This is a genomic window from Marinobacter sp. (assembly GCF_048266785.1).
Taxonomy (GTDB): Bacteria; Pseudomonadota; Gammaproteobacteria; order Pseudomonadales; family Oleiphilaceae; genus Marinobacter.
The window spans coordinates 1-13,599 of sequence record NZ_JBLWYX010000019.1 but is presented as its reverse complement, the minus strand read 5'-3'; the positions used below and the strand labels follow the sequence as shown (position 1 = coordinate 13,599).

Genomic DNA, 13,599 nt, shown 5'->3' with positions numbered 1-13,599 from the left:
GAGGATGCGTAATGAATCTGCCTCTGATTGCCGTCAAAACCCAAAATAGTGTTGCCTACACTGGCCTAGAGTCTGTGATCGAATCGGACGTACTGGCAAAGCTTAGGCGTGATCATGCAGAACGCATTCCCGCATCCTGGGTAGAGCATTGCGCCGACGTGCTCGGCCTTTCGCCCACGAGTAACGCGCTCTTGCCGGCAACCGATCTTTGGTTGGTACACCGGTTAAGCGATCAGCAGCTCATTAGCGACGTTCTGCCTGCCTTCGGCCAAGTGTCCGAGTTGGGCTCAGTTGATCAGCAGGCGCAGATTCAGCAATGGCGCAATCTGTATGTACCGCTGCAACAGCATTACCGAAACAAGGGCAGCAAACCCCGTGTTCAGGCGCGGGGAACCTCGCCCAGCACACTACGCACCATTCTGGCCAAGCACTTTGGTGAACCTGCCATTGCAGCCCTGCTGCGCCAACACCGGCTGCATCTGGTAAATACGGCCAACGAGCTTCCGCATCTTCGTAAACACCAGTCCAGTCAGGCCAACCAGGGGATTGCCGGTGCCACTTACCCGGACGGATCGGTTTATCTGGTCGCAGACAACATCAGCGCTGAAACGGCAGTTGGCATCTTCCTACATGAGGTTGGCGAGCATGCCGGCATGGCCACGATGCTGGGCCAAGATTACGGCCGGCTGGTCCAGCATTTCCAGCGCCTGCTAGCTGCTGGTGACACCTACGCCCAGTACGCAGCCATGCGCGTGCCACTGAGCACCCCAGATGCCGATGTGCCGTCCGAGCAGCTGGCGTACCTGATTGAGAAAGTGGCTAATGATGCGGTGGCCATGCAAGGTGGCGAAAAAGGCTACAAGCTTGGCGAGGACTGCTTGAGCAGACTTCGCGCCTGGATTTTCAAAACAGACACCGCCCGGTGGCTTGAATCTATCGGCATGGTTGATGGTTTTACCCTTCGCCCCGCCGATATTGCTGCTCTGGCAAGACAGTCCGTGGATGGCCTAAGTGGGGTTCGCGCCAGCATTGAAACCGATTGGCTTGACCTGCTCGATGGCGACACGCTGGAAGAGCTGTTTAGCCAGCTGCCTGAGCAGCGAGTCACCACCCTTACCGAGTTCGCCCCAGAAGTCATGGCCGGGTACCTGTACGCACTCAATGAGCTGCAAGCACCGGGTATAGGCCAGACGTTGGATGCGCATTTGCCCAGCCTGGCGCGCATGGCAACTGGCGAGTTCGGGGACCACCTGTGCGCCATCGCAGGCAGTCTGATCACCAGCAGCGCGACCCACGATACCTCTGAGCACCTGCAATCCCAGCTAGAGGCAGGCGGTGTGATCATGCTCACTGCTCCTGATGACACGCTGTCCGTCGTCATGGCAACCCCGGACAACGACGCAGCCACTGTGTTGATTTACGGCAAGCCGGGCACCTGCACCGAGTACCAGGGAGTCCCCATCCATGACGTTGCGGCAATACTGCCCCGTTCCAGTGTGCCTGCCCCATCCGGTCAATATGCCAGCCTGCTGGCAGGAAAGAAGAACACCGTAGCCAGCAAGCCAGCGCAGGTTGATGATGTTCTGTTTCAGGTTGGCGATAGTCTTGCCATGCCAGCCTCCACGATCCTGAGTGCCGGCAAGCAAGATGCCGGCCTTCGCATTACAGACCATGCCATCGCGGCACACCCTCACAACCTGGTGATCGACACTCCCAACGCCAGCACTATTTCACTCGGCAGGGTTATCCAGGCTATTGGTCCAGCCCGCGCCACAGAGCTTCTTCAATGTGAAGAAGCCGTGGTCTACAACACCCCCAGTTGGAATCATGTTTCAAGTCTTGCTGGCGCCAGCTCGCTGACTGACCTGCTGGATCAAGCACCTGACCTTATCGGCCAATTAGAGCTTCCGGCATCAACCGTGTTCGGACAGCCTCACTACAGGCGCTGGTTCGCTGATGCTGGTTTTGATGGGGCCGTTTTCAACTTCAACGGCCAGGGTACTGCCGTGGCCATGATGGACAGCTCCCAGATTGTTGGCCTTAGCGATGCCATTGATAACGAGCGCATGGCCGGCCAAGACGTAGATCATGCCCGGATCGTGCTTGCTGCGCTGAACGACCATGTTGAGCACACGCGCCGCTATGAGGAAGCTTACGAACAAGCATTGAACGGACAGTTGGATGACGCCCACGCCGAGGTATGGAGTGCAAAGTTCGACGTTGAGTTTGAGCTTGAACAAGCTCTATCGCTCGCACCTGTTGCGGGCATAGAAGGTCTGACAGACGACGGGCGACCGGTCCTGCTGACGCCGAGCAGCAAAGAAAAAGGGCACTGGCAGCTCACTCGTCTGGGGTTTGATCAGCAGCCCGTCTCGGACACTCTCACGCCGACTAAGGACCAAGGTATCAAGTACCTCCTGCAGGAGGTGACGGCCGATAGTCTGCGCATTCACGGGCTGACACCTGAACCGCTAAAGCCTGGGGCACAGCCTAAGTTCACCTTGGCAGGAGAGGGGGCCAGAATAGCCCTGCTAAATGACCTACAGGCCGCCCGAAACATGCTCCGGGCTGGTGAGCGTCCCGAAGTCGTGCTTCGCGAAACAGGCTGGTACGAGGGTTACGATGGTCGGATGCGCTTTGAGATTTCTGACCACAGTGCAGCTCTCCATTACTCCGAGGCCACCGCACATCAGCAAGCGGCCGGGGGCGCAAAGCGGGTTGGCGATTACTTGATCCATCGCAGATTGTTTACTGCATACCCCTCACTGGCGGATATCCCTGTCGAGGTGAACCACCGAGGCGTCACGTCTCTGGTCAGCTACAGCGATGGCCGCTTGCTGATGAATCTGCGAGACGACCTCAGTGGAAGTGACCTTCTGTCAGCGCTGCTGCACGAGCTGCAGCATGGGATACAGCTGCTGGAAGGGTTCGCTATCGGTGGAACTGAAGCGGATTTTCAAAAACGTGATATCACCGAGCAGCAGACCCAAAAGATCGACACACGTATTCAGGCTCTTTTCGAGACCAACCCGAGTTTCGCCGCAAAACAGCGGGAGGCAAACCGGCGCTACTCTGCATTGCTTCAACGATTCCCGTCCGAGTATGAAGGCCAAATATCGGTCAATTGGGATGCCGTAAACGCCGAGTCCTTTCACGCCTACATGGCGTTGATTGATGAACTCCAGACCTTCCCTGAGTACGACCAGTATTCCAATCTCGACGACGAGCGGCGCCGGCTAGAACGGGACCGCGTATACCTTTACCCCTGGCAGCAATACCAGCTGCTTGCTGGTGAGCTGGAGGCGCGGACTGTTGAGTGCCGAATGCTGCTCACAGAATCCGAGCGCCGGCTGGTCCCCCCACATGCTAACGGTGACGTAGATAACACCAACGAATTGATTTTCGTTTTTGAACCAAGCTTCCCCACGCGACACGCAGCCATCGCTGCACGCGCAACTCAAGATGCAAACACCCATGACAAGCCTCGGTACAGCCTGACTGAGCCTGAACGTACATGGTTCTACTCTGCGCTAGATAAAGCCGTAGATCGCGTGCATACCATTGCTGGGAAATCGGGCGAAGTATTCCCGGCTCAAGCGTTGGCCTGGCTCAAGAGCCAACAAAAGCAGGGCGCTTTCAAAAAAGAAGAGCTGCAATGGTCTGGTCTTGAAGAGTGGCTTGCTGGTCAATCAGGGAAGATTCACACCAGCGCGATTAAAGCCTTCGTGGCTGCGAACGGCGTTCAGCTCCAAGAAATTGGCTTGGGCCATAACACGACTGAAAGCTATAACCTTCCCGCCAAGTACCCTACACAGATACTTCCCAGCAGCCTTGGGTACCGGGAGCTGCTTTTGTGCCTCCCGCAAGAATGGGCCTCCCCGCCAATACCTGAGCGCCCAACGGAGCTTCCACAAGGGTTTACGATTGAATCCCTCGTTAGCAAGGGAGAAGAGCTGTTCTTTGTCGCCAAGAATGATGGGCTTCAAAGCGGTGCGTTCCATAACCTTCACCCAACACCAGAAGAAGCAAAGCGAGCGGCTTTGGATAAGCTGCATGACGCTGCCATTGCCGCTCACGCAACCAACAACTGGGACAATTTCACGTCAAGCCATTGGCCCACCCACCGCAACATCGTAGCCCACTTGCGATGCACAGATCGAATCGACTCTGACGGCCGCGCGCACCTGTTCGTTGAGGAAATTCAGTCAGATTGGGCTCAGATTGGGCGATCACGCGGATTCAAGGAAGAATTTGTGCCCGGCATCATGCCTGAGTTTACAGCTACACAGGCCACAGCCGCTGAGTACGCTGAACAACAAGGCATCTCAATTTACAGGGTGCTGCGCAAGATGAACATGGCCCTATTTGGTTCCACGGAATCAGACCCTGCAAATGAGAATAATCCGACACCTGACTCCATTGTGAATGTGGTGCAGGCCAATGGTGAGCACTATCTTCTAGTCCCTCGTGGCACAACAGAAGAGGCATTGAGTGAAGCTGAAACCCACTGGATTCGGCAAGAGGAAGCACGCTTTAAAAATCACCGGGCTGAGATGCTCAACGCTCCAATCCATGCTCCATTCGTAAGTGATACCAAGGTCTGGACAAGCCTGATGATACGGCGTGCGTTCATGTATGCCGCCGACCATGGCTACGAGCATGTGTCTTTCATTTCGGGTGACCAGTCTGCTAAGCGCGCCAACCAGCAGAAACAGATTGATCAGCTTACCGTCGAGCGTGGCCACTCAGACTTCTTCTTGCTGACAGCCTTCGATCAGGCTGGCAAGTTCACCCTAGATCAACAAGGCGCCACCAGCTTAAACCTACATGAGTTCGTGGGCAGGGAACTTGCCGATAAGATTATTGCGTTGCAGCCTGGGGAATACCAGTTCAGCGAGCTGGGGCTGATGACGGGCGGCGACGGCATGATTGATTACTACGACAACATTGTTGCCCAGTGCGTGAAGGAAGTTCTTCGCAAAAGCCAAGGGCCAGAGGTAAGTAGCGCCTTGGTCATGACAGATCATGACCAGTACACAAAACAGCTCTCGGTCACTATGACCCGCGACTTTACGGCGAGGATTAAGCAGTTCGGCCTGCCGCTGTTCAGCCTCACTGAGGACGCGGCGGTTAAAGAGGCGGCCGAAGCTGGTTTGTTGGGGATGCATGACAAGGCGGTGGTCTATGCCGCAGAACCTGCAACCAGTGATGATCATGTTGAGCTGTTCAAGTCGGGAATGGGTGCCCGCCACTTCACTACATTCGATCAGGCTTGGCGTACTGCCTGTGCTGCCCGCGCCCAAGGGGAGACCTATAAGGTAACCCCTGCTGTCATATCGCTGACTAATCCTCTGCCGCTGACACCTGAATCGGGGGGCGTTCTTACCCGCACCCAGCTAACCAGTTTGTTCAGCAATCAGGTCGTTGAGAGCCTGCTACAGCCCGGCGAAGACTCTGTAGATGTGGCCACGCTCCTAGCGATGCCAGAGGCTGTCGAAGTCCTGAAAGCACGTGGATACGATGGCGCGACCTTCCACGAGGTCCGCGAGGGGGTTGTTGCCGTTCGGCACGTCGCCTTCAAGCCAAGCGTTGTTACCGAAGGCAAAGCCATGCTTGTTAGCGACCCAGCATCTGGCGGACAAGCTAGGCTTTCAATCAGCGCCAGCGCCGCTGCACAGCCTCTTGACCAAGCCATGCCCCATTCCCCAGCCGGCAATAAAATTGCGACCAGTATTCAGCTCGGCCACCGGGGTACTCTTCCGCTCAACACCTCTTTGGTTGACCTACCCGGCGTCCGGTTCACAAACTCTAATCCTGCTCAGGTTGCCAGCCTATACCGTGAAATCACAGACACCCTCAAGCAGGATGCAAACAAGCTAGAGGGGCGGCTTGCCTGGTTGCAAAAGGGGGGGCAGCAAGCCGAAGAAATCACCCAACGTACCAGAAACGCTCTGGCCGAAGCCCAACGCACGCTGCAGGGGATGAAACCCAAAGCCCCGCCCAGCAAGCACAATCTGCTCGACTGGGACAAACCAATCTCTAATGGTCAGCGAAAAGTGTTGGCCAACGTAGTCAGCCTTGGTAACGATGAGCCTATCACTGGCAAACAAGTAGTTTGGCTCGCTGCCGCGACCCACGGGAGCTACGAAAAGGCAGTGGCTCACCTGGATAAAGCTGGGATTATTGGGATCGCCAGCGCGACTGATACGCTGGTTTGGGACAAGAGCGCCTATGCGCTCCACGACAAGCTGCCCAGAACTCATGATACCGTCCGCTACCATCTTGCCTACCATGGCAGCCCGCACCTGTTCGATAAATTCTCCAACGATTTTCTGGGGACCGGGGAGGGGGCACAAAGCTACGGCAAAGGCCTGTATCTTGCTGACACGATTGGCACAGCTACCCATTACCAAATGATGGGTTTACACCGGACTTCACTGCTTGGTAGCACCATCCATCCAAACCTGCATTCGCTGAGCCAAGCCATCATCGAGCAGGCACATTTGCTTGCGCCGGAGACCGCCCAGGAGTCTCGGAGCGAGCTGGAAAACGCGGTGACCCATTACGTTAGCGCTCGTCAGGTCTCTCGGTCCTACGCTCAAGCTGTAATTGACAAGCAGACAGCCTTCGCATCACTGCTGCAGAAAGTTGATAGCGGGCTGATGTTCTATGACACCTCGTTTGATCGTTTCCGCGTGCTGCCGGCGACGGGTAGCTTTGGCCTTCGGGCGATACAGGAGGACGCGGACAGCACGATGCGAACAGGCTTGTTTGCCATCGAGAACAGTCTTGATTACAAGATGGGCAAGGCAATGTCACCCGAGCAGCGCCAGCAAGCCCTGCAGGCGCATGCGGGCAAAGTTAGTGATGTTCATTACCATCAAGAGCGTGTTGAGTCACTAGAGGCAAAAGCTGAGTTGGACCCAGAGAACGATTTCGTTTGCAGCCTACTGCGTGATGCGAAGTGGGACTTGTATCTTGCCGAATGTGCGCAAGCCTTCCTTGAAGTGCATAGCCCGCTGACAGTGCTACCGCCGACCGACAAGGGCCACATCTACATGGTTGAGGTAGATATCCATGATCGCGAATATCTTCTGCATGACCACCCATTTAGCGCTCAATCAGAGCTAGTAAAGTCTGCGCTGGTGCAGTTGAGCGTGGATCAGACCCTGGATAAGGCCTACCGAGCGCAAGTCAAAGAGGCAATCGCCATGGACGCAACGGGTACCGACTTGTACGGATCACTGTTCGCTGACCCTGGTACTCATGTTGTCGATCAGATCAACGAGGAAAATGCAGTCGCCGGACTGGTGGCCAATGGTGTCAAGGGCATCAAATACTGGGATGGTCAGACCCGGCAGCGCGATGAGAAAAACCACAACTACGTGGTGTTCGATGCTGCCGACCTCTCGATAATCGGCCGGCAGCAAGACAGGGTATACGGCGCTGATTACTTCGATATGCCGGCGCCAACAGCCGCAAGTATGCGCCTTTGATCAATCAGAATGAGATGGGGTCAGCAAAGAGGTAGCCGTACTTCTGCTTAATGATCATCAAGTCGGTCGCTTGAGCTGTACGGCAAGTGCGCAGGTAAGCGTGCCGCGCATTTGCGGTAGCCCGTGGATTGAACTTCGGCGGGGGAGTGTAGATACGGATTTCAAAATAGACAGCCCGGACGGGAATACACTCGGATGGTGGAGCCGTGCCATGGTCGGGACCAAGACAGATCACCTGGGCGCACGATGGCTGAGCAGTGGGACCAGCAGCGGCCATGGCTGGAATGAGCAGACCAATAACGGCCGAGAACACGAATCGAATCTTCATCAGTGGATCACCCCCCGTTGAACTTTTGCGTATAGTAGCAGAGTACGCAATTTAACGGCAGATTAACCATGGTGCGAACCTTGCCGGCTATCGTCGGCCTCATTACAACCAGCCAGGGCGTAATTAACGGCCTGCTTGTTGATGTGAGCGCGCTAAGACATGACGTAACCTGGGGGCTGATCGACGGATATGCCGTGTCGAAGAATAGGAAATTTCTGATCCTACAGAGATGCGGCAAAGCAGCATTCAAGCTCCGTCTTTCCAACGCCCTTGTCGCGGCCGCTGTCGAAGTTGAGCCCCTTACTCTGACAGTCGTAGGTACCCAAGGCGCCGACGTAGCCTACATTCCAAGGCAAGACTGCGCTGAGGTAGTGACTGAAGCCAGCCTACTTTCCAAAGGGCTTGCTGGTCGATTCGGCTGGTAACGTGTCGGCGCAATCCTGATTATGGCCACACTCTCTACCGCGTCGAAACGCTCAATGTCCTGACCGGGCGGCCAAGCCTTTTGGAAGCTACACCGGAATGTGTATTCTCTGGTACTTCAGTTCAACCGCTTAGGCTTCGCTTTCATGCCATTGCGATGCATCGACAGAGAGGGGAATCAGTACCATTCATTCTTGATGGACGAGTATGAGTGGACGCTTCTGAGTGGCGAAAACAAAATCCTCCAGCACCTGCGAATGCCTTGCTGCGCTGCACCAGTGGTTTTAAAAAAATCTAAGCTTGGAACCCGTTTTTTCGCTCACCAACGCAAAGGGCCGTGTGTCACCAAACCCGAGTCCCCCGAACATTTGCTGCTCAAAAGCGAAGTGGCCGCTGCTTTGCTAGCAAGTGGCTGGGACGTCACCACGGAAGAAAGGGGCGAGAGCGCAGAGGGCGACAGCTGGGTAGCTGATGTGCTCGCCACTAAGGGGAGGCTGCGCTATGCCATAGAAGTGCAGTGGTCAAAGCAAACCGACGAAAAAACAATTCAAAGACACTTCCGCTACAGAGCATCAAACGTAAGATGCCTTTGGCTATTCAAGCAAAATCCCCTACGGGATGCTCTTGTCCCTGCGCTCAAGGTAAGCCAGGCCAGTGACGGACGCTTTTATGTTCCAGTTGATAGATGGGTTTATCAACCAGAGATTGCTGATACTGTGATTGAGCCTGATCTAGTGCCTTTGAGGCGCGTGATCGAACACGTTTTCTCGGGCCAGCACCTATGGTTTGGTGTGTACAGGGCCGGTCACCACGTTGTGCTTGACCTGCTAGGCTGGAATCAAAAGTGTGATAAGTGTGGCGACCATACCAAGCTGATCAATACCGCTGTATTACGCGGCCGCGACCTGCCGACCGTCTATCTCAATGATTATGGGCTTCTCCTTCTTGAGCACTTCTATGCACAAATAGAGCCCAGCGTGCTCAAGAAACGTCAACTCAACACGAATATCAGATACAAGCCTTCATCGTATGGCCATGACAATTTTGCAAACAAGTGCTTCCACTGCGGATCATTGGTTCGCAAAGTATTCAGTTCGCTCAAGATGAATGACTCTGAGGTGCCTCTTTTCACACATGAAGTAGTCATCACGCCGCCAGTAGCTGGCGAACTTGCGAGGTCAAGGCAAGCGCGGTGGAATATCGACATTGATTTTAAACAATCGCCAACTACGGACGGAGTATAATGACCGCATCAGCCCCAATTCGGACTCGCATGAAAAAAAGCACTCTGTACCTACTGGCAGGCACCGTTGTCATTGGCTCAGCCTTGCTCGTTGCTTCCTACAAGCTTGGCCAGCAATCTGGCTCCGAGGCATTGTCACGTATCCAACTGGTGTGGCCTGCTTTCGACTCCATGAACGCTCAAGACAAAGCGATCATCTCCGGCTACAGCATAACCTGTGAGCTGGAAGACGTAGCGCTGGAAAAACCGGCCGTTCTTGCTTGCCTGCAGGCGGCTTCAGTCGATCCAGCACCACTCCTTCCAAAGGGTCTGAATGCGGATCAGGCCAGAGCCAGACTTGAACAACTGATCCCGGCCGACTGAGCGCTCTCTTGATCGCGAGAATCCCACGGCCAGCATGACGATTTCCAGTCAGCCGACTAAAACCACGCCTCGACGATCACAGGATCGTCACCCGGCATCCGATCCATCCGCACAAGCCCACTAGGCAGCAGCGCACGTAGTGACTCTAGGTCATTCGCGCTGAGAATGTCGTCCGTTGGCATGAGCGGATAATCAACCTCCCAGCGGCGGGCTACGAATTTAGCCTCATGGTCCTTGGGCTTATCGTAGATCACCCACATGCTTGGCGTTTTCGCCATGACTCGCCTACCCGAATGATTTTAGCCTAACCGCATTGCAGTTTTGACAAGCGGCTCTAGTTGCTCTTTTGCCTCACTGAATGACATGACCCGCTCAACCAGGGGGGTAACGTCACCGAAGACAACGGCCTCAAAAACGCCGTCTCCATAATCGACAATCAACCCATCAAACCCGCGTTCACGAATTTTTTGGGCAACGTCAGCACCAAAGTAACCATCAGAAGCCATCGAACGCTCAATTATCTCGTGCGCCTCGTCCGCATCAAACAAATGCTGGATAAGCCCTACCGCAGGGGAGTCGAAGTCATAATCATGATCGAACTCAGCTTCATAGATGAGCGGGTGATGAAACTCAACCTTTAGTTCCAGCACTTCACCACCATCCTCATTAGCGAACTCGATTGCGCACGCCAAGTCGCCCATATAGAAACCCGCGCCAAAGGTTCCTCGTTCTGATCCGGTCAGTGGCAATACAACTGCCGTTTTGGTTCCGTTATATCCCCATACTTCCAAGATGGCGTTCTCCGTCATTGATGATTTAAGAATCAGAGCGTTTTGAGCGCGGTCCTGCAGCCTTTGAAAAGTGTTGCTTTATCTCGTCGTCGCTACGCATGTCATAGATGCGCGTAGTGTCCAGCTGGGCGTGGCCCAGAACCTTCTGAGCAACCAGCTCGCCGTGCTCTTTAAGCATGGCCGTACCCATTGTGCGGCGACCGTCATGAGGGCGTACAACCTGATCGAGGCCAGCCTTGTTACAACGGACCTCCATGATTCCGAGAATCCCACGGCCGGTCAGTCGATTACCTGTCAGGCGACCGCCCTTTACGATCCTCGTGAAAACCGGCCCCGACGTAAATCCCGAGTCCTTCCGTACAGCGCGCCAGTCTTGAAGGTAAGGGATGGCCCAAGCCTGGATGTGCTTCACAAGGACATTGTTGCCCTTGGCTCTAACTCTCGCCTCGGCTCTGGCATAGTCGATATCCCCGTCATCCAAGCCAGCCAATTCCGCTCTGCGCATCCCCGATGCAAAAAACAACGCGAATATCGCCGCGTCGCGGATTCCTGCAGTGCTGTCTTCATCCAAGCAATTGCGCAGAATCGCATCCTGCTCTTCGTCTTCGACAGACCGGCCACGCCCCCGTTTATTGGCACCTCGGGGTAGCTTCACCTCTTTAACCAGTTGGTACTGGTCGGCCGGCATGAGCTGCGAAATGAAGCACTGACGGATAACCCCACGCACCGCGTATACATAGAGGCGAATGGTGGCGGGCTCCCGGTCTTTTCGCCATAGAGCAATTAGCTGGGACAGGTGAGTGGCCGTAAGCTGATTCCAAGGAAAGGTCTCAAGCTCAACGTCAATAGCGTTCATGCCCAGGCCTTCGATAGCCTGGCGCAGTGCGTAGCGAATGGTTTCAGCAGAAGAGGGCGCCATTCCATTGAGGTACAGTGAAACTACGCGGCGCATGTGGTCAGCGTCAGCAACCACCGTTTCCCGTGGTGCGTTGTATAGCTGGATATCCAAGGGCTCAGGAACTCCGAAGGAATGTGGCAATGATCTTCTTCTTGGCGGGCTGAATATCATCACCAAGGGGAACAACAACAGTGTTGGCCGGTGCCTCGCTCGTGTTATCACCAACCCTGCTCAGGATCAGCTGCAGCACTTTAGTCCGGCTCCGCAAGATCAGGTCGGGGCTGTTGTCCCCATCAAACAAGGGCTTCTGCAACTGCACCACTTCACCCTTCGCCTCAAGCCAGTGAACCAACTTGATCAGCTCCAGTACAACTGTGCGCTCAGCTTGGCCCGTCACCGGAAACAGCAGGTTAGGGGAGGCGATAGCCGCTGTGGCCACGTGCCCAACGACAAAGAATTTTGAAAATGGCTTTTGCGGTGTGATCGTGGCCAGCGCCAGCAAGGGACCATCATTGGATGCAAACCGTTCAACATGGCCCTGCAGGTCCATCTTCCCACCTTTCAGCAACCTGACAGATCGAGCCTCAGTACCTTCGATACGGTCAAGCAGAAAGCCTACAGCTCGCTTGCCTTTTGGTACCGTATCCACCACACGCTTACCGAGTGCAATCATGCGGCCGGTGCTCATCATTGTGTCCAGGGCGCCAGCAAGAGAGCTGCCGTTGGCCAATGCATAACGGCTGGCGGCGTCTCTCAGGCGCTGAAATTGCTCAGACAGGGACACCTTCACGGCCGGGTTGTAGGTGTTGAGCTGGGCGTCATCAAGCAACGTCAGCAGAAGTGAAAGAGTAGGGTAGCGAACACCCGAACGCTGGGCTGGGGCCATGGTGTCCCCATCGCCTTCGCCCTTATTGTCAGCATGGAACTCCCCGTGCGGAGCGATTACGCTCCCCATATTGAAACGGGTGATTTTGGCCCGAGTATCACCTGGGCCAGCTGATCGGGAGATAGACTTTCCGAAGGGGCAGTGGCTCACATGATCATCGCCACCGGGGTTATTGCGCAAGACAAAGCGGCCAGATTCCAGCAGCGCAATATGCATGACAGGATTAGGTTTTGTGCAAGCACATCGCAGCCATTGGTTGTCCTGGCGTACACGGCGCAAGATGGCGTTTGCCAGCTCAACACTCTTGCCCACCAACTCGTCGTTGGCGAAACGCTCAAGAAGATCAACCTCCGTCTCATTAAAGCTGCGCACCTGCCGCCCAGAACGATCTATGATCCACACCTTGCAACCCCCCGACTTAGCCCATGCGCGGGCCTTTTGTTTTGCTACCCGGTTCAATCACGCCGGCTTGAGCGATATCAGGAAAGTACGCAGAGAAGTCATAGCCATCCTTGTTCTGCACGATTGAGAAAAGTAGATCAGATAACGGCTCAAAGTAGATGGGTGTGCCGACATAGGCTATCAACGGGTAGCGCAACGGGCTGTGTACCCCGTGTGGGACGCACTCATCAGCGCCAAGCCACATCCGCGCCCTGTAGTCTATTCGCAGCTGGCCACACTCGACCCAGAGGTGGCTACCCATAACGGTATCAGCACCACCAGATTCAGACTTGCGGCGAATCGTGCCAGCGTAAACCTGGTGCTCAATACCATGGCGCGAGAGGACCGTTGACACTAAGCGGGCAATGCCATCACATTCAGCATTCGCGTCATCAAGCTCATCCAGCAGCTCACATAAGCGTTCGACAGTTGCCATCAAGATACCTTTTGGGTTGCGGCTGCAGAGCCGAATCAAAGGTCAGATTAACACATTACTTCCCCAAATAAACATTTAGGGAAGTAAAATATCGACCTATTTTGCAGACAGTTTGCAGGCATCTGCTCGCATTTCACATCTTCTTGCGCTCAACCGGCCTTATCGTCCCGACAACCACGCAGCCACACAGGACAGATGCCACTAGAACAACAAACCCAAACAGCGCCAGGCTCTTAAACGCGCCCAGAACCAGCCCGAGGGCCATCAGCGCCAGCACCCCAAGCGCTTCTTTTC

At 55.1% G+C, this 13,599-nt stretch carries 10 protein-coding genes; 4 read left to right on the top strand and 6 right to left on the bottom strand.

All coding sequences use genetic code 11. The features are described from left to right. Positions 1 to 11 precede the first annotated feature (11 nt). Positions 12 to 7,496 (top strand): LPD23 domain-containing protein, encoded by a 7,485-nt coding sequence (locus tag ACN0V1_RS18625; RefSeq protein ID WP_417546434.1) that lies wholly within the window; start codon positions 12 to 14, stop codon positions 7,494 to 7,496. Between the two features lie 4 nt (positions 7,497 to 7,500). Here the strand turns inward: ACN0V1_RS18625 and ACN0V1_RS18620 are convergent, their stop codons facing one another. Continuing rightward, positions 7,501 to 7,824: a TrbM/KikA/MpfK family conjugal transfer protein gene (locus tag ACN0V1_RS18620; protein ID WP_417546433.1), complete on the bottom strand. Its 324-nt coding sequence runs from the start codon at positions 7,822 to 7,824 to the stop codon at positions 7,501 to 7,503. A gap of 68 nt (positions 7,825 to 7,892) precedes the next feature. On the opposite strand from ACN0V1_RS18620, the gene ACN0V1_RS18615 reads away from it, so the two are divergent. The 3 genes from ACN0V1_RS18615 to ACN0V1_RS18605 all read left to right on the top strand — a co-directional run bounded on the left by ACN0V1_RS18615 (position 7,893) and on the right by ACN0V1_RS18605 (position 9,853). After that, on the top strand, positions 7,893 to 8,249 hold the full coding sequence (locus ACN0V1_RS18615; RefSeq protein ID WP_417546432.1) for a hypothetical protein: 357 nt from the start codon (positions 7,893 to 7,895) through the stop codon (positions 8,247 to 8,249). Between the two features lie 195 nt (positions 8,250 to 8,444). Continuing rightward, positions 8,445 to 9,491 carry a competence protein CoiA gene (locus ACN0V1_RS18610; protein WP_417546490.1) on the top strand — a complete coding sequence of 349 codons (1,047 nt, stop codon included), beginning with the start codon at positions 8,445 to 8,447 and terminating at the stop codon, positions 9,489 to 9,491. Next, positions 9,491 to 9,853 (top strand): hypothetical protein, encoded by a 363-nt coding sequence (locus tag ACN0V1_RS18605; RefSeq protein ID WP_417546431.1) that lies wholly within the window; start codon positions 9,491 to 9,493, stop codon positions 9,851 to 9,853. The genes ACN0V1_RS18610 and ACN0V1_RS18605 overlap by 1 nt, the downstream gene beginning before the upstream one ends. Positions 9,854 to 9,909: 56 nt before the next feature. Here ACN0V1_RS18605 and ACN0V1_RS18600 read toward each other — a convergent pair whose 3' ends face one another. The 5 genes from ACN0V1_RS18600 to ACN0V1_RS18580 are packed head-to-tail and all read right to left on the bottom strand — an operon-like array spanning position 9,910 to position 13,305. Then, a complete protein-coding gene (locus tag ACN0V1_RS18600) occupies positions 9,910 to 10,131 on the bottom strand; it encodes a hypothetical protein (protein ID WP_417546430.1) in 222 nt (73 codons plus the stop codon). A gap of 21 nt (positions 10,132 to 10,152) precedes the next feature. Further along, entirely contained in the window at positions 10,153 to 10,644 is a 492-nt protein-coding gene (locus ACN0V1_RS18595) for a hypothetical protein (protein WP_417546429.1), read from the bottom strand. A 25-nt stretch (positions 10,645 to 10,669) separates the two neighbouring features. Further along, positions 10,670 to 11,653 carry a site-specific integrase gene (locus ACN0V1_RS18590; protein ID WP_417546428.1) on the bottom strand — a complete coding sequence of 328 codons (984 nt, stop codon included), beginning with the start codon at positions 11,651 to 11,653 and terminating at the stop codon, positions 10,670 to 10,672. Positions 11,654 to 11,657: 4 nt separating this feature from the next. Next, positions 11,658 to 12,830, bottom strand: a complete 1,173-nt coding sequence (locus ACN0V1_RS18585; RefSeq protein WP_417546427.1) for a hypothetical protein — start codon at positions 12,828 to 12,830, stop codon at positions 11,658 to 11,660. Between the two features lie 16 nt (positions 12,831 to 12,846). Beyond that, positions 12,847 to 13,305 carry a hypothetical protein gene (locus tag ACN0V1_RS18580; RefSeq protein WP_417546426.1) on the bottom strand — a complete coding sequence of 153 codons (459 nt, stop codon included), beginning with the start codon at positions 13,303 to 13,305 and terminating at the stop codon, positions 12,847 to 12,849. Positions 13,306 to 13,599: the final 294 nt, after the last annotated feature.

What these genes read in the sequence shown, in the direction of transcription:
- ACN0V1_RS18625 (WP_417546434.1), top strand. Translation starts at nt 12, where the DNA reads ATGAATCTGCCTCTGATTGCCGTCAAAACCCAAAATAGTGTTGCCTAC.
- ACN0V1_RS18620 (WP_417546433.1), bottom strand. Translation starts at nt 7,824, where the DNA reads ATGAAGATTCGATTCGTGTTCTCGGCCGTTATTGGTCTGCTCATTCCA.
- ACN0V1_RS18615 (WP_417546432.1), top strand. Translation starts at nt 7,893, where the DNA reads ATGGTGCGAACCTTGCCGGCTATCGTCGGCCTCATTACAACCAGCCAG.
- ACN0V1_RS18610 (WP_417546490.1), top strand. Translation starts at nt 8,445, where the DNA reads ATGGACGAGTATGAGTGGACGCTTCTGAGTGGCGAAAACAAAATCCTC.
- ACN0V1_RS18605 (WP_417546431.1), top strand. Translation starts at nt 9,491, where the DNA reads ATGACCGCATCAGCCCCAATTCGGACTCGCATGAAAAAAAGCACTCTG.
- ACN0V1_RS18600 (WP_417546430.1), bottom strand. Translation starts at nt 10,131, where the DNA reads ATGGCGAAAACGCCAAGCATGTGGGTGATCTACGATAAGCCCAAGGAC.
- ACN0V1_RS18580 (WP_417546426.1), bottom strand. Translation starts at nt 13,305, where the DNA reads ATGGCAACTGTCGAACGCTTATGTGAGCTGCTGGATGAGCTTGATGAC.